Here is a 25,582-nt window from a genome sequence, read left to right as displayed (position 1 = left end):
TTGCGATGAGGCGCGAACCCTTCTAGACCGATTTCAGGCGCCGCCTGCCGACGGTCCGCGACAACCCTCCCGGAACATGCAGCTCTATCATCATCCCTTCTGTGCCCATTCGCGTCTCGTGCGCCTCGCCCTTGGCGAGATGGGCATCGAGCCGGAACTGATCGAAGAGCGGGTCTGGGAGCGCCGGCCCGATTTCCTCATGCTCGACCCGGCGGGCGCCACCCCCGTGCTGGTGGAGGATGACGGCTTCGTGGTGCCGGGCATCGACCCGATCACCGAATATCTCGACGAGACGCGCGGCAGCGCCCTGGGCGCGCGGCGCCTGCTGCCGGTGCACATTGGCGAGCGGGTCGAGGTGCGCCGGCTGTCCTCCTGGTTCAACCACAAGTTCTTCGCCGAAGTCTCCGAGCCGCTGGTGCGCGAGAAGGTGTACAAGCGCTACACCCCGCGCGAACTTGGCGGCGGCCCGCCGGATATGGCCATCATCCGCGCCGCGCGGGCCAATATCCGCTATCATCTGCAGTATATCGGCTGGCTGCTGAAGGCGCGGAACTGGCTCGCCGGCGACCGGATGAGCTATGCCGATCTCGCCGCCGCCGCGCATATTTCCAGCGTCGACTATCTCGGCGACGTGCCCTGGGACGAAGATGAGGGAGCGAAGATCTGGTACGCGCGCATCAAGTCGCGTCCCGCGTTCCGGCCCCTGCTCGCGCTGACCATGGCGGGCATGCCGCCGGCACCGTGCTACGCGGATCTGGATTTCTGACGCCGGAAGCGGCCAGGGACTATCTGTTCGCGCTGGCCCGCGAGGAAGGCTTCGACGCGATGGGGATCGCCGCCGCCGATGCCATTCCTGAGGCCGGTCCGCGCCTGCACCAGTGGATCGCCGAAGGCGCCCATGGCGACATGGAGTGGATGCCGGAGACCGCCGCCCGCCGCGCCGCGCCGGCAAACATGTGGCCGGAGGTCGGCTCTCTTCTTATGCTCGGGCTCAATTACGGACCGGACCAGGACCCCCGCGCCATCCTGGCGGAGCGCACGCGCGGGGCGATCTCGGTCTATGCCCAAGGCGACGATTACCACGAGCTCATCAAAGGCAAGCTCAAGCGCATCGCCTCGCGCTTCGTGCCGCGCGCGGGTGCGGCCGGCACGGTCGAGGTCAAGGTGTTCGTCGACACCGCGCCGCTGATGGAAAAGCCGCTGGCGCAGGCCGCCGGGCTCGGCTGGCAGGGCAAGCACACCAATCTGGTCTCGCGCGACAAGGGCTCCTGGCTGTTCCTCGGCGCCATCGCCACCAATCTGGCTTTGCCACCGGACGCGCGCGAGACCGACCATTGCGGTTCCTGCCGCGCCTGCCTCGACGCCTGCCCGACCAACGCCTTTCCCGCGCCGTACCAGATCGACGCGCGCCGCTGCATCTCCTATCTCACCATCGAATTGAAGGGCGCCATTCCCCGCGAGCTGCGCCCGCTGGTCGGCAACCGCATCTATGGCTGCGACGATTGCCTGGCCGCCTGCCCCTGGAACAAGTTCGCCGCGCTCGGCCGCGAGGTGCGCCTCGCCGCGCGCGAGGAGAACCGCGCTCCGCCGCTGGCCGAACTCGCCCGGCTCGACGATGCGGCGTTCCGGGCGCGCTTTTCCAAGAGCCCGGTCAAGCGCATCGGCCGAGCCAGGTTTCTGCGCAACGTGCTGGTGGCGATCGGCAATTCCGGCGAGGCGGCGCTTGCCGTCGATGCCGGGCGGCATCTGGGCGACGCCCACCCGCTGGTGCGCGGCGCGGCGGTGTGGGCGCTGTCCCGCCTGCTGCCGCCCGCCGAGTTCGCCGCCCTGCGCGCGGCCCATGACACGGAAACCGACCCCGAGGTGCGCGCGGAATGGCGGCCGGCACCGGTGGAACCCGCGGGAGTGCACGCATGACCGGAACCCTGCTCTGCCTCGGCCACGGCTATTGCGCCCAGCGCTTCACGGCCCTCCATGGCGAGGCTTTCGGCCGTCGTGTCGGCACCAGCCGCACCGGCGCGCCCGCCCCCGGCATGGAGATGCTGCGCTTCGACGGCGAGGTCCCCGCTGAGCTGCTTGCCGCCGCCGGCGCGGCCGATGCCGTGCTCGTCTCCGCCGCGCCGGGAGAGGCGGGCGACCCGTTCCTCGGGCCGCTCGGCGCGGCGCTGGCGGAAGGGCAGGGGCCGCTGGTCTATCTCTCGACCATCGGCGTCTATGGCGATGCCGGCGGCGGCTGGATCGACGAGGGCGCGCCGCTGGCCGCCACCGCGCCGCGGGCGCGCCGCCGCATCGAGGCGGAGGCCGGCTGGCAGGAACTGGGCCGCCGTGCCGGGCGTCCGGTGGCGGTGCTGCGGCTCGGCGGCATTTACGGCCCCGGCCGCAACGCGCTGATCGACGTGGCGGACGGCTCCGCCCGCTGCATCGAGCGCGACGGGCAGGTGTTCAACCGCATCCATGTCGACGACATCGCCGGCGCCGTTCAGGCGGCCATCGCGCATCGGTTCGACGGCGTGGTGAATGTGGTGGATGACGAGCCTTCGCCCTCCTGCGCGCCGGTGCGCTTTGCCGCCGCGCTGCTCGGCCTGCCGCCGCCGGTGCCGGAGCGTTTCGAGGAAGCCGCGCGCTCGATGTCGGCCATGGCGCTGTCGTTCTGGGCCGACAACCGGCGGGTGAGCAATGGTCGCCTGCGGGCCCTCATCGGCGGCGCGCTGCGCTACCCGACATTTCGCGAGGGCCTGTCGGCGCTGGCGCCGACATTTAGCCAGGGCTAGTCGGCGCTGGCCGGTGAAGGGTCGGGCGTTTCGGCCGCTGCCGCGCCGTGGGCGGTGCCATTTGCCGCCTGCTTTTTGCTGGCAAAGGCGCTCATGAAGGAGCGCACCGTCTGGTCCACCACATTGCCGATTATTGTGGCGTCCGGGCGAGCATTGTCGCCGAAGATCATCGGGACGATAATCTTGCTCTGGCAGCCCAGCATGAACTGCCAGGCGGCGAGTTCCACATCCTCGATAACGAATTCGCCCTGCGCAATCTTGACCTGCAACCATTTCGACAGCCGGCGGACCCCCTCCACGTGGCCGGCCTGCAGGAAGGCGCGGCCGATCTCGGGCAGCTTCTCGGCGACGCCGATCACCATCCGCACGGTGCGGAGATGGCTGGGCTCCAGCATGGCGTGGATATACCGGCTGGCGAGCCCTTGCAGGGTCTCCTCGCTGGGGCCGTCGGGATCAAGGTCGAAGCAGGCTTCGGCGGTGCGGGTGCATTCATCCGTCACCAGGGCGGTGAACAGATCTTCCTTCGAATCGAAATACACATAGAGCGTGCCTTTCGAGACGCCGGCGGCTCGCGCGATTTCGCCCATGCTGGCGCCGTCGAAGCCCGACGCAAGAAAGACCTCCCGTGCACCGCGCAGTATCTGGTTGTGCTTGCTGGAAGGGGGGCTGGAGGCGCCGGAGGCCGATCCGGCACGCCCTGGTTCGGCGTGCCCTCCGCGGGCCGGCCGGCGCTCGATCCGTTGATGGGCAAAGTCCGGTAATGATGCCATGAACAATCTGATTTCGATGAGCAATTACGACTTATCGGCGACAGCAGTTTGGAGCGCCGGGCGCATTTGCGCAACGCGGTAGAGGGGTCCGGAGGCGGGCACGAACGAAATGACCGAACGGTTCAGTCGATATTGATCGCGGGCGATGAAGCGTTTAATGATCCAGACGTACCAGTGCGTGCCTGGTCCCAAGGAGCCCGCAAGCCTTTGGACACCACGGGCCCGCTGGTCGAGGGAGGGGGATTAAACCGCCCCCCCAATCCCCCTCCCTCATCTCCGATTGTGCTCTGCACCATCGATCTGACGGCATGTCTTCACATTCGCGTGGTTGTCGGAGCCGACGATCATGATGCGCCAGCGAGACGGCGCTTGGCGTCGGTGGCGCGGCGGAGTATTGCTGCGACGCTCCCGATGCTACGGCATTGTTCTGCGCGAATCCGGCCCTCATGCTCCGTCCCATCGCGTCTTCTCCATTGATCTCCCGTCCCGCCCGCGCGCCCGTCGCCGGCTGGCCGGGCCATGCGTGCCGGGCCGGTACCGGCCAGTGCCGAGGCGGCGCGAAGGGCGAGCGGGGGTTCCATGGCTGAACGTCATCTCGCCGGCCGCCGGGCGATTCCCTTCGCTGCGGAGATGGCGGCGCTGGGTGTGGTGTTCGGCGATATCGGCACCAGTCCACTTTATGCCTTCAAGCAGGGGCTCAATGCCGTCGGCGGGCCGGCCATTTCCGATGCAGACGTGTTCGGACTGCTCTCGCTGATCAGCTGGGCCATCATCCTTTCCGTCACCCTCAAATATGTCATGCTGGTGCTGCGGGCGGACAATGACGGCGAAGGCGGCATCCTCGCTCTGGTCACGCTGCTGGATCTGCACCGCTCGGCCAATGGCAAGCGCCTGTTTCTTCTGGTCGCCGGCCTCGTCGGCGCGGCCATGCTCATCGGCGATGGCGTGCTGACGCCGGCCATATCGGTGCTATCGGCCATTGAGGGGCTGGAGGTGATCGCGCCGGCGCTCGACCACTGGATCGTGGCGGCCACGGTGCTGGTGATCCTGCTCGTCTTCATCTCGCAGCGCGCGGGGACCGAGCGGATCGGCGCCTTCTACGGGCCCGTGATGCTGGTCTGGTTCCTGTCGCTGGCCGCCCTCGGGATTCACGGCATCGTCCAGGCGCCGCAGGTGCTGGCGGCGTTCGATCCGCGCCATGGCATCCTCATCCTGGTCGACAATCCGCTGCTCGCGGGCGTCATTCTCGGCGCCACCTTCCTGGCGATAACAGGCGGCGAGGCGCTCTATGCCGATCTCGGCCATTTCGGCCGTCCGGTCATCGCCCGCGCCTGGCTGCTCGTCGCCATGCCCGCTTTGCTGCTCAACTATTACGGCCAGGGCGCCCATGTGCTGCTGCACCGCGAGTCGGTGCGCAATCCCTTCTACGATCTGGCGCCTGACATGTTCGAGGTGCCGCTGCTGATCCTCGCCACCCTGGCGACGGTGATCGCCTCGCAGGCGATCATCACCGGCGTGTTCTCGCTGGCCAAGCAGGCGATCGAGCTCGGCTATTTGCCGCCGATGCGGATTCGCTACACCAGCGAGCACAACGACCAGCACATCTATGTCGGCCGGCTCAACTGGATCATGATGGCGGCCTGCGCGGCCATCGTGGTGTCGTTCGGCTCCTCCGATCGGCTGGCCTCCGCCTATGGCATCGCCGTGGCAATGGCGATGGTCTCGACCACCCTCCTGTTCGTCGCCTATGTCCGCCGCCGCTGGAAGTGGCCCTGGCCGGCCCTGGTCGCTCTGGCCGTCGGCCTGGGGGTGGTCGACCTGTCCTTCGCCACCGCCAATCTCACCAAGCTGCACGATGGCGGCTGGCTGCCCGTGACCATCGCTGCGGTGGTACTCGTCATCATGGTGTCCTGGCGACGCGGCATGGAAGGGGTGGGCCTGCAGCAGCGCCGCTTCACCGAGCCGCTTGACGAGTTCGTCGCCAAGGGCCGCCCGCCGGGCTGCGCGGTGAGCCCGCGTACCGCCATTTTCCTCTCGCGCGGCGGGGCGATGACGCCGGTGGCGCTTGGACGCCTGTCGGAACTGCTGAACACGCAGTTCACCCGTGCCGTCATCGTCTCGGTATGGATCGCCTCGCGCCCCCGCGTGCCGGTCGACGAGCGGGTCCGGGTCCTGCCGCTCGACGCCGCCCATCTGCGCGTCGATGTGCGCTTCGGCTACATGCAGCAGATCGATGTTCCCTCCGTGCTTGGCCCCGCCCTCTACGCCCAGGGCATTGATCCCGACGAGGCGGTCTATGTCATCGGTCACGAGCGTGTGATGCCGCCCGATGACATTCTCGGCGTGCGCGACGTGCTTGCCCACATCTTTGCCTTTCTCGCCCGCAATGCCGAGCGCTCGGTCGACCGCTTCGGCCTGCCGCGCCCGCGTACCATCGAGATCGGCTATCCGGTACGGCTATAGGCCCGGGCCCCGCTCATGCCGACGTGCCTGTCATTGCCTCGTCGCATGGGCGCCGCCATCTGGCGTCAGACAGATGCGAGAGCCGGCGGAACCGGGTGGGTGCGTTAATGCGCCGCCGCACCGCTGAACGTGTTTCGCAAGCCCGCCGGGTCTGCTAGGGCTGCCCGGCAACTGGGCGCGACAGGGAGAGACGCACGCAATGACGGGACTGAAGCTGATTCCCGGCTGGCTGCGCGCGCGGCTCGGCTGGCACACGCTCGGTCTGGTCGCGAGCCTGGTCATCATCGGGATCGCCGTTTTCGTTCTCTACGAGATGCTGCGCCATATCCGGCCCGGCGAGGTGCTGGACGCGATTTCGGGCACCGATCCGTGGCGGATCGGCGTGGCGGCGCTGTTCGTGGCGGGGGCCTATTTCACCCTCACCTTCTATGACTGGTTCGCCCTGCGCACCATCGGCAAGCCGCATGTGCCCTACCGGGTCGCGGCGCTGGCCTCCTTCACCTCCTATTCCATCGGCCACAATATCGGCTTTTCCGCCTTCACCGGCGGCACGGTGCGCTACCGCATCTATTCCGCCCACGGGCTGGGCGCGGTGGATGTGGCCAAGCTGTGCTTCATCACGGGGCTCACCTTCTGGCTCGGCAACATCGCCATTCTCGGCCTCGGCATCACCATCGAGCCCTGGGCCGCCAGCGCGGTCGACCATCTGCCGCCCTGGGTGAACCGGCTGATCGGGCTGGCGCTGCTCGCCGGGCTTGCCGCCTATGTCGTGTGGGTCGGGCTCAAGCCGCGCCGCATCGGCGTCGGCAAGGGGCACTGGACCGTCACCCTGCCGGGCTGGAAGCTCACCTTGCTGCAGATCGTGATCGGCATCATCGATCTCTCCTTCTGCGCCGCCGCCATGTATGTGCTGATGCCGCAGCAGCCCTATATCGACCCGATCGCGCTCGGCGTGGTGTTCATCTCCGCCACCCTGCTCGGCTTCGCCAGCCACGCGCCGGGCGGCCTCGGCGTGTTCGACGCGGCGATGCTGGTGGCGCTGCCGCAGTTCGCGACCGAGCCGCTGCTGGGCGCGCTGCTGCTGCTGCGCCTGCTCTATTACGTGACGCCCTTCGCCATCGCGCTGATCCTGATGGGCAGCCGCGAACTGATGATGAGCCGCCGTCGCATCGCCGCCACCCGGGGCGTCTCTCTGGACCCGCTGGCTGCCCTGCCGGTGATCGAGCCGGACGCGGCGCCGGACGATGCCTCGGACAAGCCCGAGCGTCGCCGCGCCGCCGGCTGAAGGCGACCCGTTCCGGTCAGCGGATAAGGTCGGGCAGCAGGCTGCGCATGCTGGGCGGCACTTTGCGCGCCTTCATGCCCTTGGGCAGGACGAACTGCGCCGGGTCCTGGGGCCCGCGCGTGAGTTCCGTGACCTCGAACAGCACCACCGGCTTGCCGCCCATCACGGTGGTGGTCCTGAGCACGATGCCGTCGGCGGTGACGCAGGTCTCCACCGGCTGGTTCAGCGCCTTGGCCTCGAACCGCCATAGGTCGCACGCCTCCCCCAGCGCCTCGCTGGTGCCGGTGCGGGTGCCCAGCCGGTTGGCGTCGGAAAAGGCGAATCCGGGCGGCATGTCCATCTCGACGGCGATGCGGTCCATGCCGGGCACATCCATCAGCACCACCATGCCGCGCCGGTCGAGATCGATCAGGCTGACCATGCCGTTGGCGACCTCGACGCGCAGATGCCCCTCATGATGCGCCACGCTCATCTCGATGCCCTGCGCCGCACGCGCCCGTGCGCGGTAATCGGCGGCGGGTGCCGGCATGGACTCGGCGGCAAGAGCGGCAATGTCGAACGACATGCCGATGCCCAGCATCAGGCTGACGATCCCATGGCGGCGCATCAAGGTCCCTTCACGGTTGGTCAAGCGGGTTGACGGCCCAGATAGGCACGTCCATCGAGCACGATGGCGGGGTCGGGAGTGCCGACGACGCGGTCATCCCTGCCCTCATACGGGATTTGGGCGAGGATTTGACGTATGACTCCAAGTCGCGCCCGCATTTTGTCGTTGGCCAGAACCACCGACCATGGAACCGGGGTCTGGCTCGCCGCGATCATGGTGTCGCGCGCGGCGGAGATGGCGTCCCAGCGCGCCGGGGCGGCGAGATCGACCGGCGACAGCTTCCAGCGTTTGAGCGGGTCCTGATGGCGCTCATGCAGGCGCTGCAGCTGCATCTCCCGCCCGATGTCGAGCCAGATCTTGAACAGCCGGATGCCGTCATCCTTCAGCATCTGCTCGAAGACCGGCACCTGGGTGAGGAAATGCGCGCTTTCGGCGGGGGTGCAGAAGCCCATTACCGGCTCGACGACGGCGCGGTTGTACCAGGAGCGGTCGAAGATCGCGATTTCGCCCCGGCGCGGCAGATGGGCGATGTAGCGCTGGAAATACCATTGCCCGGCTTCCACCTCGGTCGGCTTGTCCAGGGCGACGACGTGCACGAAGCGCGGGTTGAGGTGCTGCGTCAGGCGGTGGATGGTGCCGCCCTTGCCGGCGGCGTCGCGCCCCTCGAAGACGATCACCACCCGCTCATGCTGGGCCTTGACCCATTCCTGCAGCTTCAGCAGCTCGATCTGCAGCGCGCGCAGATCCTTCTGATAGGTCTTGCGCTTGGGCCGGTCGCTGTAGGGATAGCCTCCGCTGCCATAGGCGTGCGCGGCAATCTCCGGCGGCAGTTCGGGCGTCTCCACCGAGAACGCGGCCACGGCGGCCGAAAGCGCCGCCTCCCGATCTCCGGGCTTTTGCGCAGCGGCCGTGGCGCGGACCTTGGCGGCCTTGCCGCTGGCGACGTTGCCTTTGGCGGCTTTCCCCTTGGAGGCGGCACGGGGCGCGGCCGGCTTCTTCGTCATATGGAAGCCTTTCAACTGTACAATAAGGTGCAACGTGCCGAGCTGCGGAAGGTTCGCCCCTGAGGCGATTCGCCTTTCGGCCGGCGCGGCAAGAGCATATCAGGAAAGAACGGCGCGCCTGAAAAGGCGGTAGCAACGCCGTCCAGTCACATCGTCCACGACTGTCGGGCAGGAAGTGCGGGCATGGCCCTCGGTGAGTCGCAGCAATTGACGGAGGATACGCTGCGAGAGCGCCTCATTAGCGCGCGCTGGATTCTTGGCGCCGCCGCGCTGGGCCTCGGCGGCGCGTGCTGGGCCGGCACGATGACGCCGGGCGCGGCGTTCACGGTGGGGTTCCTGGTGGCGCTGGGCGCGCTGCTGCCCACCCGCCGGCGCCCGGTCGCGGCGGCGCTCGCCCGTTTCAGCGGCGAGCCCAAGCCCTCCCCGCGCGCCGAGGAACGGCTCCCCGCGCTGGTGCGCGCGCTGCCCGAGGCGGCGCTGCTGCTCGACGCGCGCGGTACCGTGCTCGCCGCCAATGCCGGCGCGGTCGGCCTTCTCGCAAGCGTGCGGGTCGGCGATCCCGTCTCCTTTGCCGTGCGCGTGCCCGAGGTGCTGGAAGCGCTGCGGGCCTCGATCGCGGACGGCGCCGCCCGCCGCATCGAATTCGCCGAGCGCGTGCCGATCGACCGCTGGCTGCGGGCCGACATCGTGCCGATCCGTCCCGGCCTGCTGCGCGAGGGCGCGCCGACCGAAGCGGTGCTGCTGAGCTTCATCGACCTCACGCCGCAGCGCCGTGTCGAGCAGATGCGCGTCGACTTCGTCGCCAATGCCAGCCACGAGCTGCGCACGCCGCTGGCCTCGCTCTCGGGCTTCATCGAGACGCTGCAGGGCCCGGCCCGCAACGACGCCAGTGCCCGTGAGCGCTTCCTCAAGATCATGAACGAGCAGGCGCGGCGCATGTCGCGGCTGATCGACGACCTGCTGTCGCTGTCCCGCATCGAGCTCAACGCCCATCTGCGCCCGGAGGCGCCGGTGGATCTCGTCGCCGTGGTCAGCCATGTCCGCGACGCGCTGGCCCCGCTCGGCCGCGAGCGCGGGGTGGAGATCGCCTTCGAGCACCCGGCGGACCCGGTGGAGGTGCGCGGCGATCGCGACGAGCTGATCCGGGTCTTCGAGAACCTGGTCGAGAACGCGCTGAAATACGGTGCCGCCGGGGGCCGCGTTGACATCACCATCGCGCGCGAGGGAACGGACGCGCTGGTGACGGTGCGCGATTACGGCCCCGGAATTGCGCCCGAGCATGTGCCGCGCCTGACCGAGCGCTTCTACCGCGTCGACACCGCCCATTCGCGCGAACAGGGCGGAACCGGGCTCGGGCTGGCCATCGTCAAGCACATCGTCGCCCGCCATCGCGGCAAGATGGGCATTGAGAGCGTGCCGGGCGGGGGATCGACATTCTCGGTCCGTTTGTCGACAGGGTCGACGACAAAGCGATAACGCAAGCATTATCAATAGCTTAGTCTGTCATCAAGAGTTCATCGAAGGGTCATAGAACCTTGGTGCCCGGGCGGTAAGACTCCCGTGTGAAACGTTAACCGCCCTTCGGCCAATCGCGCATCCGGGCCTTTCTCCGCGATGCGGCCGATCTCCCGACCTAAGGAGAAGACCCTTGAAATTCACCCATTTGCTCGGCGCTGCGGCGCTGTCGTTCGGCGCCGTGTTTTCGGGCGCCGCCTTCGCCGCCGACATCAATGGCGCCGGTGCCTCGTTCCCCGCGCCCGTCTACCAGGCTTGGGCTGCCGCCTATAAGGAAAAGACCGGCACGGGCCTGAACTATCAGTCGATCGGTTCCGGCGGTGGCCAGAACCAGATCGTCAACCGCACCGTCGATTTCGGCGCCTCCGACGCGCCGATGAAGGACGACAAGCTCGAATCCGCCAACCTGCTGCAGTTCCCGACCGTGATCGGTTCGGTCGTCGCCATCGTCAACCTCGGCGAAGACCATGCGCTGACCCTCAATGGCGACATCATTGCCCAGATCTACCAGGGCAAGATCACCAAGTGGAACGACCCGAAGATCGTCGCCCTGAACAAGGACGCCAAGCTCCCCGACCTGGCCATCGTCCCGGTCTACCGTTCGGACTCGTCGGGCACCTCCTTCGTGTTCACCAGCTACCTGTCGTCCGCCAGCTCGGACTGGAAGTCGGCTGTCGGCGCCGCGACCTCGGTCCAGTGGCCGGCTGGCGCGGGCGCCAAGGGCAATGAAGGCGTTGCCGGCACCGTGAAGAACACCAAGGGCGCGATTGGCTACGTCGAGTTCATCTACGCCGCCGCCAACAAGCTCGCCACCACCGACCTGGTCAACAAGGCCGGCAAGGTCGTGAAGCCCGAGACCAAGACCTTCATGGAAGCGGCTGCGGCTGCCGACTGGAAGGGCGCGAAGAACTTCGCCGCCTCGATGATCGACACCGCCGGCGAAGGCGCCTGGCCGATCACCTCGGCCACCTACATCCTGCTGCCGAAGAACCCGAGCAGCGCCGCGCAGTCGGCCGAAGCCATCAAGTTCTTCGACTGGGCCTACAGCGCCGAAGGCGACGCCATCGCCGAGAAGCTGCACTACATCCCGCTGCCGGACTCCGTCGCGGACGAAGTGCGCAAGGCGTGGGCCACCGAAGTCAAGGCCGACGGCAAGGCCGTCTGGACCAACTGATCCTGCCCTGCAGGGGAAGAGGCGGCCCCCCGGCCGCCTCTTTTCGTCCGGCTCGGCCAATTGTATTCTGCCCTAACGCCCGCGACGCCCACGCTCCGTCACAGCACGCCGCCCCTCAGGCCGATCGCGGCTTCCGGGTGACAAGGCGCTCCAAGGATCACACGACATGGATGCCACTCTCAGCGGAAGGCAGGCGGGTACCGGCCTGATCGCCGCACGCAAGCCGACGGGCCGGGTCAGTGACCCCGTGTTTGTTGGTATTCTCTGGACCAGTGGCATTGTCGTTCTGCTGCTGCTCGGCCTGATCATCGCCATGCTGTTCGAGGGCGGCCTGCCGGCGATTCAGGAATTTGGCCTGTCCTTCATCTGGTCGACGACGTGGAACCCGGTAACGGAGGTGTTCGGCGCCGGCGTGATGGTGTTCGGCACCGTCTTCAGTGCCGTCATTGCCGTCATCATCGCCCTGCCGCTGTCCTTCGGCATTGCCTTCTTCCTCACCGAGATCGCTCCCGGCCCGCTGCGCCGGCCGATCGGCGTCGCGATCCAGCTGCTCGCCGCCATCCCGTCGATCATCTATGGCATGTGGGGCTTCTTCGTCATCGTGCCGCTGATGGCCGCCTATGTGCAGCCGCCGCTGATCGAGTGGCTCGGCCCGCTGCCGCTGATCGGCGCGCTGTTCCAGGGCCCGCCGCTGGGTGCCGGCATGCTGACCGCCGGCCTTATCATGGCGATCATGATCCTGCCCTTCATCACCGCCATGTTCGTCGAGGTGCTGGAATCGGTGCCGCCGATGATCAAGGAATCCGCCTATGGCGTCGGCGCCACCACCTATGAGGTCTACCGCAACGTCTCGGTGCCCTATGGCCGCACCGCCATGGTCGGCGCCGTCATGCTCGGCCTCGGCCGCGCCCTGGGCGAGACCATGGCTGTGACCTTCGTTATCGGCAATGCCACGCGCATGTCGGCCTCGCTATTCGCGCCAGGCGCGACCATAGCCTCGACCATCGCCAACGAATTCCCCGAGGCGTCCACCGGCTCGCTGAAGCTGCAATCGCTGCTGGAGCTCGGCTTCATCCTGTTCGTGATTTCGTTCATCGTGCTCGCGCTGTCGCGCCTGCTCGTCCGGTCCCGGCTCAAGGGCTGAGTGGAGACACACATGGCATCCCTCGCCCGCCGTCGCGCCACCGACTACACCGTCAAGGCGATCAGTGTCGGCTTCGCCGCGCTCTCGCTGGTCCTGCTCGCCTGGATCCTGTGGACCCTGGTGGCGCGCGGCCTGCCCGCGCTCGGGCCGCACGTCTTCACCAAGATCACCGCGCCGCCCGGCGCCGGGGGCGGCCTTCTCAACGCCATTGTCGGCTCGCTGATCCAGATCGGCGTGGCGCTGATCATCGGCACCCCGATCGGCCTGATGTGCGGCACCTTCCTGGCCGAGAACGGCCGCGGGACGCAGGTCGGCAACGCGGTACGCTTCGTCAATGACGTGCTGCTCTCCGCTCCGTCGATCCTCATCGGCCTGTTCGTCTACCAGATACTCGTCGTCCCCTTCGGCGGCTTCTCCGGCTGGGCCGGCGCCATTGCGCTGGCGATCATCATCATCCCGGTGGTGGTTCGCACCACCGAGGACATGCTGAATCTGGTGCCGATCGGCCTGCGCGAGGCTGCCTTCGCGCTGGGTGCCCCGCAGTGGAAGGTCGTGACCTTCATCACCTGGCGCGCCGGCCGGGCCGGCATCGTCACCGGCATCCTGCTGGCCATCGCCCGCGCCGCCGGCGAGACCGCGCCGCTGCTGTTCACCTCGCTCGGCAATAATGGCTGGTCGCTCAGCCTCGACGCGCCCATGGCCAGCCTGCCGATCGCCATCTATCAATACGCCGCCAGCCCCTTCGAGGACTGGGTCGCCCTGGCCTGGGCGGGCGCCCTCATCATCACCGTCGGGGTTCTGACCCTGAACATCCTTTCCCGCCTCGTCCTGGCGAAGATGAAGTGAGACGGACCATGAATTTCGCACCCGAGACGTCGATCGACATCGCCTCCGCCGTCAACCGCGCCACCGCGCCCTCGGCCGAGGCCAAGCTCAAGGTCGAGAAGCTCAATTTCTTCTACGGCGACAACCACGCGCTGAAGAACATCAATTTCGAGATCCCGGAAAAGCGCGTTACCGCGATGATCGGGCCCTCGGGCTGTGGCAAGTCCACCCTGCTGCGCATCTTCAACCGCATGTACCAGCTCTATCCGGGCCAGCGCGCGGAAGGGAAGATTCTGTTCGACGGCGCCGACCTGCTCAGCAAGGACCTGGACTCCACCGTCGTGCGTTCGCGCATCGGCATGGTGTTCCAGAAGCCCACGCCTTTCCCGATGTCGATCTATGACAACATCGCCTTCGGCGTGCGCCTGCACGAGCGCCTCTCCAAGGCGCAGATGGACGAGCGCGTCGAGTGGTGCCTGCGCAAGGCGGCGATCTGGGAAGAGACCAAGGACCGCCTCCACACTTCGGCGCTCGGCATGTCCGGCGGCCAGCAGCAGCGCCTGTGCATCGCCCGCACCATCGCGGTGCGGCCGGAAGTGATCCTGCTCGACGAGCCTACCTCGGCGCTCGACCCGATCTCGACCTCGAAGATCGAGGACCTGATCGACGAGCTGAAGCAGGAATTCACCATCGTCATCGTGACGCACAACATGCAGCAGGCGGCGCGCTGCGCCGACATCACCTCGTTCTTCTATCTCGGTGAGCTGATCGAGGTCGCCGCCTCGAACGAGATCTTCACCAACCCGCGTGAAGCCCGCACCCGCGACTACATCACCGGCCGCTTCGGCTGAGCCCGCGACGAGAGAGGCCTGCCCCATGACCGAACATATCGTCTCGTCGTTCGACACCGACCTCAAGGAACTCGGCCGCCGCGTGGTGGAGATGGGCGGCCAGTCCGAGCGTCTCGTCGCCGACAGCGTCCAGGCGCTGGTCAAGCGCGACAGCGAGCTCGCCCAGAAGGTGATCGTGCTCGACGGTCCGGTCGACCTGCTGCAGCGGGAGATCGAGGAAAAGGCGGTGCTCGTCATCGCCCGCCGCCAGCCGCTGGCTGGCGACCTGCGCGAGATCGTCGCCGCCATGCGGATCGCCAATGATCTGGAGCGCATCGGCGACCTCGCCAAGAACACCGCAAAGCGCGTGCTCGCCCTCACCGGCGAGTTCCATCCGCAGAAGCTGGTGCGCGGCGTCGAGCACATGTCCAACATCGTGCTTGAGCAGCTGAAAGTGGTGCTGGACGCCTACGCCACCCGCGACGAGGTGCGGGCGCTGGAAGTCTGGCAGCGCGACGGCGAGGTCGACGTGCTCTATACATCGCTGTTCCGCGAACTCCTCACCTATATGATGGAAGATCCGCGCAACATCTCGCTGTGCACGCATCTTCTGTTCTGCGCCAAGAACATCGAGCGCATCGGCGACCACGCGACCAATGTCGCCGAAACCATCCACTATCTTGTGACCGGCCAGCTTCTCACCGAGGAGCGGCCCAAGCAGGACACCAGCAGCCTGACCAGCGTCGCGTTCCCGGCCTGACGCCGACGGCGGCCCGCGAACGCACGGGAACGACATAATGGCGACCAACATACTGATCGTGGAGGATGAGGAGCCCCTCACCCTCCTGCTCCGCTACAATCTCGAATCCGAAGGCTATTCGGTCGATAATGTCGGGCGGGGCGACGAGGCGGAAACCCGGCTGCGCGAGAGCGTGCCGGACCTTCTCATCCTCGACTGGATGCTGCCGGGCCTTTCCGGCATCGAGCTGTGTCGCCGCCTGCGCGCCCGGCCGGAAACCGAGCGCATGCCGATCCTCATGCTCACCGCCCGCGGCGAGGAGACCGAGCGCGTGCGCGGGCTCGCCACCGGCGCGGACGACTATGTGGTGAAGCCGTTCTCGGTGCCCGAGCTTGTCGCCCGGGTGCGGGCGCTGCTGCGCCGGGCCAAGCCCGAGCACATCTCCACCTTGCTGCGGGCCGGCGACATCGAGCTCGACCGCGAGACCAAGCGCGTGCACCGCGCCGGCCGCGAGCTGCATCTCGGCCCGACCGAGTTCCGGCTGCTGGAGTTCCTCATGCAGTCGCCGGGCCGCGTCTATTCGCGCGAGCAGCTGCTCGACGGCGTGTGGGGGCAGGACGTCTATATCGACGAGCGCACGGTCGACGTGCATGTCGGGCGGCTGCGCAAGGCGCTCAACCGGCCCCGCCAGCCCGACCCGATCCGCACCGTGCGCGGCTCCGGCTATTCCTTCAACGAGATGTTCGCCCGCGCGCACTGAGCGCGCCGGCACGCCCGCCTCGTCACCCCGCCGGCGTTGGCGGGGTGCGATACTGCGCCTCGATCTCCAGCAGCCGCTGCTTGCGCCACAGGCCGCCGCCATAGCCGGTGAGGGCCCCGTCGGTGCCGATGACGCGGTGGCAGGGAACGACCAGCGCGAGCTGGTTGGCGCCGTTTGCCCGCGCCACGGCGCGAATGGCGGAAGGTTCACCGATCCGCCGGGCGATCTCGGCATAGCTGGCTGTCTCGCCGGCCGGTATGCGCCGCAGCTCCGCCCAGACCGCGCGGGTGAAGGCGCTGCCGTCCAGCGCCACGGGCGTGGTGAACTCCGCTGACCGGCCGGCGAAATAGGCGGTGAGTTCGGCGCGTATCCGCTCCGTCGGCGGGACGCTGCCGATTCCAAGCTCCCCCTTCACGCCCTTGCGCAGCCGGGCGATCTCCGCCGGAAGGCCGCGCCGCTCGATGAATTCCAGCAGGTGCAGATGCGTGGCGCTGGAAATCGCGATCATGTCGCCGAGCGGCGTGCCGATCCAGTCGGCGAGCAGCCGGCCCTCGCCGGCGATCTCGCCCGGCGCGCAGCCGATCAGCCGGGCGAAGGCGGCGCGGAAGGCGCTGGCGGACTGGAAGCCCGCCTCCTGCTGCGCGGCGATGACCGAGCCGCCGACCGCCAGCGTCTCGAAGCCCTCGCGCAGCCGGCGGTGGCGCGCCATGTCGAGAAAGGTCATGCCGAACTGCCGCTTGAAGGTGCGGCGGACGGTGGAGAGGTCATAGCCCATGCGGGTGATGTCGTCTTCGCCGAAGCGGTAGGCCGGGCGCGCCTCCAGCGCGGCGAGCAGCGCCGCGATCATCGGATCGGCTTCCGCAGCCGGCTTGAGCGGATGGCAGCGCTTGCAGGGGCGGAAGCCCGCCTCGATGCAGGCGCCGATCGTCGGCCGGAAAGTGCAGTTCACCGCCAGAGGCTTGCGGGCCGGGCAGGTCAGCCTGCAGAAGATTCCGGTCGTGGCGACGCACACATAGGCGCGCCCCTCATAGCGCGCATCGCGCGCCAGCAGCGCCCGGTAGAGCGTGGCCGCATCCGGCAAAGCGAGGTCGAACAGGTCGCGGGGCGCATCGGTCAGCATGGCGCGACGCTAGCATCGCGCCCGTCGCCGCGCCGCCGGAAAACGGGCGGTTATTTCCCGTCCGTCGGGGTGTCACCGTCCGGCCGGTTGTGACCCTTCTTCGGCCAGTTGTGCGAGAGCACGAAGTCGGAGATGCGCGGGGCGATCTCGGCGCGGAAGCGCGAGCCGTTGAACACGCCGTAATGGCCGACGGTGGGCTGCAGGTAATGCGCCTTCATGTCGTCCGGCAGGCCGGAGCACAGTGTCTGCGCCGCCCGTGTCTGGCCGATGCCGGAAATGTCGTCATTCTCGCCCTCGACGGTGAGCAGCGCGACATTGCGGATCTTCGACGGGTCCACCCGGGCGCCACGATGGGTCATCGTGCCCCGCGGCAGAGCGTGGTCAATGAACACGGCCTGCAGCGTCTGCAGGTAATATTCCGCCGGCAGGTCCATGACGGAGAGATATTCGTCGTAGAACTCGCGGTGCTTGGCGGCGGAATCGCCGTCGCCCTTCACCAGATGGCCGAACATGTCGGCATGCGCCTTCAGATGGCGCTCCATGTTCATTGCCATGAAGCCGTGCAGCTGCAGGAAGCCGGGATAGACCTGACGCATCACCCCGGCATTGGGCCAGGGCACGGTGGTGATCACATTGCGCTGGAACCAGTCGAGGCCGCGCTCCTGGGCGAAATGGTTCACCGCCGTCGGGCTCTCGCGGGTGTCGATCGGCCCGCCCATCAGCACCATGGAGGCGGGCACGTCGGGGTCGCCCATCTCCTCCATCCGCGCCACCGCGGCCAGCACCGGCACCGCCGGCTGGCACACGGCCAGCGCATGCACCCCGCCGCCGAGATGGCGGAAGATCTCGATGACGTAGTCGATATAGTCGTCGAGACTGAACGGGCCCTCGGCCGCCGGCACGTTGCGGGCGTCGACCCAGTCGGTGATGTAGAGGTCGTGATTGGGCAGCAGGGTCTGCACCGTGCCGCGCAGCAGCGTGGCGTAATGGCCCGACAGCGGCGCGACGATCACCATGCGCGGCTGCGGCCGGCGCGGCTTGTTGGTGAAATGACGCTTGAAATGCAACAGCTTGCAGAAGGGCCGCTCCCACACCGTCTCGATCTCGACCGGCACGGAAACGCCGCCGACCGTCACCTCTTCAATGCCCCAGTCCGGCTTGCCATAGCGCCGCGTGGTGCGCTCGAACATTTCCAGCGAGGCCGACATGGTCTTGCCGAAGCCGGTATGGCTGAGCGGGTTGGCGGGGTTGCGGTAGAACAGCCGGCCGGCATCGGCCATCATGCGCAGCGGGTCGAGGGCGGCGTGGCCGAGCTCGAACATCCAGTACATTGGCTGTGCCAGCGCCGAGGCCGCCTCGCGCGTCACCTCGGGTGCCGCCACCACGTCTTCCGCATCGGGCACATCGCCGAAAACGCCGATCGCCATGAAAGCCTCCGTAGCCCATTCCGCCCGTTCGGCGCTGTCGCGTCGTTCTTGTGCGTTGCAGCATAAATAGGCTCTTTCGCGCTCGCGTCAACGCGGGGCCCGCTCTCGCGCTTGGGCGGGCAGTGGCGCTATAGAGGGCGCCACGGCGCGGTGAGGCGCCGCGCAAGGGGCTTTCATGTCGCTCTCGCTCGATCATCCCATTGGCGAACGCTTTTTCGGCCTGCGGCTGGATACGCTCATCCGTCTGCGCTGGCTGGCGATTTCCGGCCAGACCGTCGCCATCGTCGTGGTGCAGTGGCTGCTGGGCTTCGCGCTGCCGATCGGGGCGAGCCTCGCGGTGGTCGCCCTTTCCGCCTGGCTCAATCTGGCGCTGCGGCTGCGCAATCCCGGTGCCCGGCGGTTGTCGGATGTGGAGGCGGCGTGGCTGCTGGCCTATGACATCCTGCAGCTGGCCGCGCTGCTTTTCCTCACCGGCGGGCTGTCCAACCCCTTCGCGCTGCTCTTTCTCGCCCCGGTGCTGATTTCGGCGACGGCGCTCTCCCCGCGCACCACCCTTCTGCTCGGCGTGCTGGCGGCGGCCTGCGCGGCGCTGGTCGGCTTCTGGCACATGCCGCTCCCTTGGGCGGCCGGCGGGGCGCTGGGCGAGGTGCCCGAGCTGCCGACGCTCTATCTTCTCGGCATCTGGCTGGCGCTTGCCATCGCCATCGCCTTCATGGGCGTGCATGCTTGGCGGGTGGCGGAGGAGACGCGCGAACTCTCCGAGGCGCTGGCGGCGACCGAGCTGGTGCTGGCGCGCGAGCAGCATCTCTCGGCCCTGGACGGGCTGGCGGCGGCAGCGGCGCATGAGCTGGGCACGCCGCTCGCCACCATCACCGTCGTGGCCAAGGAACTGGCGCGGGCTTTGCCGGCCGATAGCCCGATGAGCGAGGACATCAAGCTGGTGAGCGAGCAGGCCGAGCGCTGCCGCGCCATTCTGCGCCGGCTGACCACGCTCGATTCCGGCGAGGCGCCGTTCGACCGCATGCCGATCTCCCACCTGCTGGAGGATGTGGTGGCACCGCACCGCAATTTCGGCATCACCATCGCCGTCACTCTGCCCAATGGGGCGCCGGGCGAGCCGATCATCGCCCGCAATCCCGGCCTGCTCTACGGTCTCGGCAACATTGTCGAGAACGCCGTCGATTTCGCCGAGAGCCGGGTCAGCATCGTCGCCAGCTGGAGCGAGGACGAGGTGACGATCTCCGTCACCGATGACGGGCCGGGCTTTCCGATCGAACTGCTCGACAGCATCGGCGCGCCCTATGTCACCAGCCGCGGCCGCAACCGCTGGAAGCGCGGCGCGGAATCGGACGGCGAGGACCAGAACGGCCTCGGCCTCGGCGTGTTCATCGCCAAAACGCTGCTGGAGCGCACCGGCGCCGGGCTCACCTTCGTCAACCGCCCGCCCCCGGCGCATGGCGCTTCGGTGGGGGTGCGCTGGCCGCGCGAGCTGATCGACATATCAGGCGATCGTGAACAGGAGGCGGAGAACGGGGCGCCCGCCCGTCCGTAGAAGGGTTGCGACATTTTGCTCTCGCTGCCCACGGGGTATAAGCTGCGGCAAAAGTCGAATTGGCGACGCATCGCGGGTGGCGGTCCCTGACCGAGCCCCGGGATGCCGCAGCCGGCACAATGGGAAGCGTTGAGATGCTTGATATCGCCATGGAACCGCAGGACCGCACGCTGCTCATCGTCGATGACGACCGGCCGTTTCTGCAGCGCCTCGCCCGGGCGATGGAAACGCGCGGCTTCATGGTCACCACGGCGGAAACCGTGGCCGACGGTCTCGCCAGCGTCGAGGGCAGCGCCCCGGCCTATGCGGTGGTGGACATGCGCCTCGGCGATGGCAACGGGCTCGACGTCATCTCCGCCCTCAAGCGCCGCCGGCCGGAAGCGCGCGGCATCATCCTCACCGGCTATGGCAACATCGCCACTGCCGTGAACGCGGTGAAGATCGGCGCCGTCGACTATCTCGCCAAGCCGGCCGATGCCGACGACATCTGCGCCGCCCTGAACGCCCAGGGCGACTACAAGCCCCAGCTGCCCGAGAACCCGATGTCGGCCGACCGGGTGCGCTGGGAGCATATCCAGCGCGTCTATGAGCTGTGCGGCCGCAATGTCTCAGAAACCGCCCGGCGCCTGTCCATGCACCGGCGCACGCTCCAGCGCATCCTCGCCAAGCGCGCGCCGCGCTGAACCGACGGCCGCGGGCAACGACCCGCCGGCGTAAGCAAAACTCCGCTAGGCCCCGGGAGGGCGCGCCTTTAGGTTCCGGGCTAACGCAACGTCAGCGAGCGCCCCCGACCGATGCACGATGCCCCCCACGCTCCGATTCCGCCCGCCCCCGCCCACTGGCACGCAATTCCCCATGAAGAGGTGGCCGGCCGGCTCGGCGTGACCAGCGTCGGACTGACGCCGGAGGAGGCGCAGGCGCGCCTCGCCACCCACGGCCCCAACGCGCTGCCGGAGTCCCCCGGCCGCCCGCCCTTGCTGCGCTTCCTCGCCCAGTTCCACAATGCGCTGATCTATTTCCTGCTCGCCGGCGCGGCGGCGGCGCTGGCCCTGGGTCATTATGTCGATGCCGGCGTGATCATCGCGGTGGTGCTGGTCAACGCCCTGGTCGGCTTCATCCAGGAGGGCAAGGCGGAACAGGCGCTGCGGGCGATCCGCAACATGATCTCGCCGCACGCCACTGTGATGCGCGCCAGCCGGCGCCAGAGCGTGCATGCCCGCGACCTCGTGCCCGGCGACCTCGTGCTGCTGGAGGCCGGCGACCGGGTGCCGGCGGACACCCGGCTGATCCGCGCGCGCGGCATGCTGATCGACGAGGCGATCCTCACCGGCGAATCCGTCGCCGCCGTCAAGAACGAGGCGCCGGCCGCGGTGGAGGCGCCGCTCGGCGACCGTCACTCGATGGCGTTTTCCGGCACCACCATCGCCGCCGGACAGGGCGCCGGCATCGTCGTCTCCACCGGCCCCCATACCCAGATCGGCCGCATCGGTCGGCTGATCGCCGATGTCGAGCCGCTGGCGACGCCGCTGCTGCGGCAGGTCAACGCCTTCGCACGCCGCTTCACCTGGCTGGCCATCGCCAGCGCGGCGGCGCTGTTCCTGTTCGCCGTCGGGGTGCGCGACTATGGCTGGAGCGAGGCGCTCATCGCCGTAGTGGCGCTGGCGGTGGGCGCGGTGCCGGAGGGGCTGCCGGCGGTCATCACCATTACGCTGGCCATCGGCGTGCGGCGCATGGCCCGCCAGCACGCCGTCATTCGCCAGCTGCCGGCGGTGGAAACGCTGGGGGCGACCTCGGTCATCTGCTCCGACAAAACCGGCACGCTGACCCGCAACGAGATGACCGCCCGGCGGCTGGTGATCGCGCAGGTCGGCCTCGTCGACATCACGGTGTCGGGCATCGGCTACGACCCGGAAGGCGCGCTCAGCTGGGACGCGCCAGGCGATGCCGCGCGCGGCGATCGGGCCGAGGCGCCGGCCGCGGCGGCGGCACAGCTGCTGCGCTGCGGCCTGCTGTGCAACGACGCGCATCTGCACGCCGAGAATGGCGTCTGGCGGGCGGAGGGCGACCCGATGGAGGGTGCGCTGGTCGCCCTCGCCGTCAAGGCCGGGCTGGGCCCGGAGCGTGAGCGCGCCGCCGTTGCCCGGATCGACGAAATTCCCTTCGATGCCGCCTACCGCTTCATGGCGAGCCTCCATCGCGACCCGCAAGGCGAGGCGGTGATCTTCGTCAAGGGCGCGCCGGAAGAGGTGCTGAAGCTCGCGGGCGTGCCCGGGGGCGGGGTGTGGGAGGCGGCGATCGCCCGCGCGGCGGCGGCAGGTGAGCGGGTGCTCGGCTTCGCCATGAAACGGCTCGCCGTGGCGCCGGCGCGCCTTGGCTTCGACGATGTGCGCGACGGTTTCGCGTTTCTCGGCCTCATCGGCTTCATCGACCCGCCGCGCCCCGAGGCGGTGCTCGCCATTGCCGAATGCCGCAGCGCCGGCATCGGCGTGAAGATGATCACCGGCGATCACGGCGTCACCGCCGGCGCCATCGCCCGCCAGCTCGGCCTCGCCGAAGACCCGGTGGTCGCCACCGGCGCTGACGTGGATGCAGTGTCCGACGCGGAGCTGGTGGATATGGCGGCGCGCACCAGCGTGTTCGCCCGCACCAGCCCGGAGAACAAGCTGCGCATCGTGCGGGCGCTGCAATCCACCGGCGCGGTGGTGGCGATGACCGGCGACGGCGTCAATGACGCGCCCTCGCTCAAGCAGGCCGATGTCGGCATCGCCATGGGGCGCAAGGGCACGGAAGCGGCCAAGCAGGCGGCGGAAGTGGTGCTGCTCGACGACAATTTCGTCTCCATCGTCGCGGCGGTGAAGGAAGGCCGCACCGTCTACGACAATATCCGCAAGATGATCGCCTGGACGCTGCCGACCAATGGCGGCGAGGTGCTGGCGGTGATCGGCGCCATCCTGCTCGGCATTGCCATGCCGATGTCGGCCGCGCATATCCTGTGGATCAACCTGGCGACCAGCGCGACGCTCGGGCTGGCGCTGGCCTTCGAGCCGACCGAGCCCGGCGTGATGGAGCGCCCGCCGCGCCCGCCCCGCGCGGGCCTGCTCACCCCCTTCATGCTGTGGCGGGTGGCGCTGGTCTCGGTGCTGTTCACCCTGGTGTCCTTCGCCGTGTTCTTCCAGTCGCTCTGGCGCGGGCAGGAGCTGGAGATGGCCCGCACCCTGGTGGTCAACACGCTTGTCGTGATGGAGATCTTCTACCTGTTCAATGTGCGGTTCCTGCACATGCGGTCGCTCACCTGGCGCGGCGCGCTGGGCACGCCGGCGGTGCTGCTGGCGCTGGCGGGGCTGGTGGCCGCGCAGCTCGCCTTCACCTATCTACCGATCATGCAGGCCATCTTCGACACCCGCCCGGTCGCGCTCCTCGACGGGGTAATGATCATCGGCATCGGCGCGGCGCTGATGGTCGTCCTGGAGCTGGAGAAGATGCTGCTGCGGCGCCTGCGCATTTTTTCGGCGGCGGATATGTAGGGCGGCAAGCGCTCCACTGCGCCGCCTCGCGCCGTCATCCCGCCGGTGCGTCGCGATGTTCGATACGGGCGGCGAGCGCGGGCGACAGGCCCGTGGTCGGCTTGGCCGGCGGGCGGCTGAAGCGGCCGCGCACCGGCTTGCGTGGGGCAAGGGTGACGAGCCCTTCCGCCATCTTCACCGCCGCGACGATGGGATCGACCACCGGCACGGGCACCTGCGCCCGCAGGCGCGGCGCCATGCCGGCGAGCGGCGCCCCGCCGAGGATCACCACATCCGCTCCATCCTCCTCCACCGCCTCGCAGGCGAGCGCGACGATGGCCTGTTCCATCTCCGCCTGCACATTCTCGATCGCCGAGAAGGGCAGGCTGCGGGCACGAATGCCGGCGCAGCGGCCGGAGAGGCGGTAAGCGTCGACCGTGTCCTGATACCAATTGGCCATGGTGGTGGTGAAGGTGATGATGCTGAAGCGCTGGCCCAGCGTGCAGGCGGTCAGCATTGCCGCTTCCGCCATGCCGAGGATCGGCAGGTCGAACAATTCGCGCGCCGGCAGCAGGCCGGGATCGCCGAAGGCCGCGATGATGGCGGCGTCATAGCCGCGATGGTGCTCGGCCAGCATTTCCAGCGTCAGCGCGCCGGCGAGCTGCGCCTCCGTGCGCGAGGCGATGTAGGGCACACCGCGCGGGGCGGTCAGGCCGGTCAGAACGGTGCCGGTGGCCACCATGGGGCGCGCGGCGGCGAGCAGCATCTGCGTCACCGCTTCGGTCGTGTTGGGATTGAGCACGAGTATGCGCAAAGGGCTGTTCCTTCAGGCGGCGGCGCCGGCGGTGGCGGCGAGCCGTGCCAGCACGCCGGTGCCTGTATGCATGACATGGGCGGCGAGCAGCCGGCCGGCGGTATCGGACTGGCGCTGTTCCAGCGCGGCGAGGATGGCGCGGTGTTCCTCGATCGATTCGGCCCAGCGGGCATGCGCCCCCAGGGCGAAATAGCGGGCCCGTTCGGCGCGGGCGAACAGCCAGCCATGCATCTCGACCAGCGTGGCGTTATGGGCCCCGGCCAGGATGGCGCTGTGGATCGCCTGGTTGATCGCGAAATAGGCGGCGAGGTCGCCGGCGCGGTAATGCGCTTCCATCGTCTCCTGCAGATCGCGCAGATGCGCCAGCTCGCGCGCGCTCAGGCGCTGGGCGGCATATTCGGCGGCGATCCGCTCGACATTGCTCAGCGCCTCGAACAGCTCGGTGATGTGGCTGGCGTCGAAGGGGGCGATGCGGGCGCTGCGATTGGGGCGCAGCTCCACCAGCCCCTGCGCCGCCAGCATCTTCACGGCCTCGCGCAGCGGCGTGCGGGAAATGCCCAGCAGCGCGCATAGGTCCGCCTCGACGATCGGCGCCCCCGGCGCCAGCGCGCCGGTGACGATCATCTCCCGCAGCTGACGGCCGGCCTGTTCGTGCAGGCCGGCGCGGCTGAGCCGCTCCGTGCCATGGCCCTCGACTGGGCGCAGCTTGCGCGGGCGCCCTCGCTTCCGTGGTGTGTCCATCTGTTCCGTCCCGCGCCGATCCTAGCACGCACGCGCACCGCGATAAGGGGTCCCAACGCTGCAATTATAGCCACATTCTGACGTAGGAATAGGCGCTTGGAGTAAATTGTATTCAACATACAAAAAATCATTGCGCCAACGGTCCGCGCGTCTTTTACTCCCCGGCAGATGCGGTCCGGCTGCCGCTTCGCAGGAAGTGTCAGGCCGGGGTCGCGGGCCGCCCGGAGGGGCGATCCGGTCCGGCGGCCTCCGTCGGATGGGAGGGACCTTCTCCGGGCTCAGGGGATGCGGGGCGTGTGCGCACGGCCTGCCTGAGCGGCGGTTCGGTGCGGGCTCTCGGCCGGTGGAGACGGCGGGTGCGAAAGGGAGTGAGCGTATTCGCTCATTTCTTGGTCAGAATGATGGGTCTTCTGACGCTTATTTGCGCTTGGTTGTCTGTATTGGCCTCGTATAGTGCGGATGTTTTCGCCGCACCTGTGGTGTAGCGCAGGGCGAAAATGCTCTTTCGGGTTGGCGTGCCCATCATCGTGATCCCGTC

General features: G+C 68.3%; 22 protein-coding genes. 15 read left to right on the top strand and 7 right to left on the bottom strand.

What is annotated here, in order from left to right; translation table 11 throughout:
* The first annotated feature begins 76 nt into the window (after positions 1–76).
* The 3 genes from BLO63_RS09490 to BLO63_RS09480 are packed head-to-tail and all read left to right on the top strand — an operon-like array spanning position 77 to position 2,771.
* Positions 77–766 (top strand): glutathione S-transferase family protein, encoded by a 690-nt coding sequence (locus BLO63_RS09490; protein WP_091439550.1) that lies wholly within the window; start codon positions 77–79, stop codon positions 764–766.
* On the top strand, positions 742–1,917 hold the full coding sequence (queG, locus tag BLO63_RS09485; RefSeq protein ID WP_091439548.1) for a tRNA epoxyqueuosine(34) reductase QueG: 1,176 nt from the start codon (positions 742–744) through the stop codon (positions 1,915–1,917). The genes BLO63_RS09490 and queG overlap by 25 nt, the downstream gene beginning before the upstream one ends.
* The gene (locus tag BLO63_RS09480) at positions 1,914–2,771 is read left to right on the top strand and encodes an NAD-dependent epimerase/dehydratase family protein (RefSeq protein WP_091439547.1); all 858 of its coding nucleotides are present in this window, start codon (positions 1,914–1,916) and stop codon (positions 2,769–2,771) included. The genes queG and BLO63_RS09480 overlap by 4 nt, the downstream gene beginning before the upstream one ends.
* Here the strand turns inward: BLO63_RS09480 and BLO63_RS09475 are convergent.
* Entirely contained in the window at positions 2,768–3,565 is a 798-nt protein-coding gene (locus tag BLO63_RS09475) for a TetR/AcrR family transcriptional regulator (protein WP_244517783.1), read from the bottom strand. The genes BLO63_RS09480 and BLO63_RS09475 overlap by 4 nt on opposite strands.
* Positions 3,566–4,120: 555 nt before the next feature.
* Here BLO63_RS09475 and BLO63_RS09470 point away from each other — a divergent pair.
* Together BLO63_RS09470 and BLO63_RS09465 are read left to right on the top strand one after the other, a co-directional pair.
* The gene (locus BLO63_RS09470) at positions 4,121–6,004 is read left to right on the top strand and encodes a potassium transporter Kup (RefSeq protein ID WP_244517782.1); all 1,884 of its coding nucleotides are present in this window, start codon (positions 4,121–4,123) and stop codon (positions 6,002–6,004) included.
* A 199-nt stretch (positions 6,005–6,203) separates the two neighbouring features.
* Positions 6,204–7,289 carry a putative bifunctional lysylphosphatidylglycerol flippase/synthetase gene (locus tag BLO63_RS09465; RefSeq protein ID WP_091439545.1) on the top strand — a complete coding sequence of 362 codons (1,086 nt, stop codon included), beginning with the start codon at positions 6,204–6,206 and terminating at the stop codon, positions 7,287–7,289.
* Between the two features lie 16 nt (positions 7,290–7,305).
* On the opposite strand, the gene BLO63_RS09460 is transcribed toward BLO63_RS09465, so the two are convergent.
* On the bottom strand, positions 7,306–7,896 hold the full coding sequence (locus tag BLO63_RS09460; RefSeq protein ID WP_091439543.1) for a hypothetical protein: 591 nt from the start codon (positions 7,894–7,896) through the stop codon (positions 7,306–7,308).
* Between the two features lie 20 nt (positions 7,897–7,916).
* Positions 7,917–8,900, bottom strand: coding sequence for a polyphosphate kinase 2 (gene ppk2, locus BLO63_RS09455; protein ID WP_091439541.1), 984 nt, complete (start codon positions 8,898–8,900; stop codon positions 7,917–7,919).
* Positions 8,901–9,083: 183 nt separating this feature from the next.
* On the opposite strand from ppk2, the gene BLO63_RS09450 reads away from it, so the two are divergent.
* From BLO63_RS09450 to phoB, 7 genes are all read left to right on the top strand, one after another.
* Entirely contained in the window at positions 9,084–10,376 is a 1,293-nt protein-coding gene (locus tag BLO63_RS09450; RefSeq protein ID WP_091439540.1) for an ATP-binding protein, read from the top strand.
* A gap of 172 nt (positions 10,377–10,548) precedes the next feature.
* Positions 10,549–11,589, top strand: a complete 1,041-nt coding sequence (gene pstS, locus BLO63_RS09445) for a phosphate ABC transporter substrate-binding protein PstS (protein ID WP_091439538.1) — start codon at positions 10,549–10,551, stop codon at positions 11,587–11,589.
* A gap of 166 nt (positions 11,590–11,755) precedes the next feature.
* Positions 11,756–12,733 (top strand): phosphate ABC transporter permease subunit PstC, encoded by a 978-nt coding sequence (gene pstC / locus BLO63_RS09440; RefSeq protein ID WP_091439537.1) that lies wholly within the window; start codon positions 11,756–11,758, stop codon positions 12,731–12,733.
* A 12-nt stretch (positions 12,734–12,745) separates the two neighbouring features.
* Entirely contained in the window at positions 12,746–13,579 is an 834-nt protein-coding gene (gene pstA / locus BLO63_RS09435) for a phosphate ABC transporter permease PstA (RefSeq protein WP_091439534.1), read from the top strand.
* An 8-nt stretch (positions 13,580–13,587) separates the two neighbouring features.
* Positions 13,588–14,409 (top strand): phosphate ABC transporter ATP-binding protein PstB, encoded by an 822-nt coding sequence (pstB, locus tag BLO63_RS09430; RefSeq protein ID WP_091439532.1) that lies wholly within the window; start codon positions 13,588–13,590, stop codon positions 14,407–14,409.
* A gap of 25 nt (positions 14,410–14,434) precedes the next feature.
* Positions 14,435–15,148, top strand: coding sequence for a phosphate signaling complex protein PhoU (gene phoU / locus BLO63_RS09425; RefSeq protein WP_091439530.1), 714 nt, complete (start codon positions 14,435–14,437; stop codon positions 15,146–15,148).
* A gap of 37 nt (positions 15,149–15,185) precedes the next feature.
* Positions 15,186–15,887, top strand: coding sequence for a phosphate regulon transcriptional regulator PhoB (gene phoB / locus BLO63_RS09420; protein WP_091439529.1), 702 nt, complete (start codon positions 15,186–15,188; stop codon positions 15,885–15,887).
* 22 nt (positions 15,888–15,909) lie between these two features.
* On the opposite strand, the gene BLO63_RS09415 is transcribed toward phoB, so the two are convergent.
* Positions 15,910–17,007 carry a bifunctional transcriptional activator/DNA repair enzyme AdaA gene (locus tag BLO63_RS09415; protein ID WP_091439527.1) on the bottom strand — a complete coding sequence of 366 codons (1,098 nt, stop codon included), beginning with the start codon at positions 17,005–17,007 and terminating at the stop codon, positions 15,910–15,912.
* 50 nt (positions 17,008–17,057) lie between these two features.
* The gene (locus BLO63_RS09410; protein ID WP_091439525.1) at positions 17,058–18,434 is read right to left on the bottom strand and encodes a polyhydroxyalkanoate depolymerase; all 1,377 of its coding nucleotides are present in this window, start codon (positions 18,432–18,434) and stop codon (positions 17,058–17,060) included.
* A 175-nt stretch (positions 18,435–18,609) separates the two neighbouring features.
* Here BLO63_RS09410 and BLO63_RS09405 point away from each other — a divergent pair, with 175 nt between their 5' ends.
* From BLO63_RS09405 to BLO63_RS09395, 3 genes are all read left to right on the top strand, one after another.
* The gene (locus BLO63_RS09405; RefSeq protein ID WP_091439524.1) at positions 18,610–19,986 is read left to right on the top strand and encodes an ActS/PrrB/RegB family redox-sensitive histidine kinase; all 1,377 of its coding nucleotides are present in this window, start codon (positions 18,610–18,612) and stop codon (positions 19,984–19,986) included.
* Between the two features lie 134 nt (positions 19,987–20,120).
* Positions 20,121–20,669, top strand: coding sequence for an ActR/PrrA/RegA family redox response regulator transcription factor (locus BLO63_RS09400; protein WP_091439523.1), 549 nt, complete (start codon positions 20,121–20,123; stop codon positions 20,667–20,669).
* Positions 20,670–20,780: 111 nt separating this feature from the next.
* Positions 20,781–23,510, top strand: coding sequence for an HAD-IC family P-type ATPase (locus tag BLO63_RS09395; RefSeq protein WP_091439522.1), 2,730 nt, complete (start codon positions 20,781–20,783; stop codon positions 23,508–23,510).
* Between the two features lie 34 nt (positions 23,511–23,544).
* Here the strand turns inward: BLO63_RS09395 and BLO63_RS09390 are convergent, their stop codons facing one another.
* Entirely contained in the window at positions 23,545–24,303 is a 759-nt protein-coding gene (locus BLO63_RS09390; protein ID WP_091439520.1) for an aspartate/glutamate racemase family protein, read from the bottom strand.
* Between the two features lie 12 nt (positions 24,304–24,315).
* Positions 24,316–25,044: a GntR family transcriptional regulator gene (locus BLO63_RS09385; RefSeq protein ID WP_091439519.1), complete on the bottom strand. Its 729-nt coding sequence runs from the start codon at positions 25,042–25,044 to the stop codon at positions 24,316–24,318.
* Positions 25,045–25,582: the final 538 nt, after the last annotated feature.

The organism is Ancylobacter rudongensis, assembly GCF_900100155.1.
GTDB lineage: Bacteria > Pseudomonadota > Alphaproteobacteria > Rhizobiales > Xanthobacteraceae > Ancylobacter > Ancylobacter rudongensis.
Note: the sequence above shows the minus strand (reverse complement) of the source record. Positions and strands in the feature narration are given on the sequence as shown.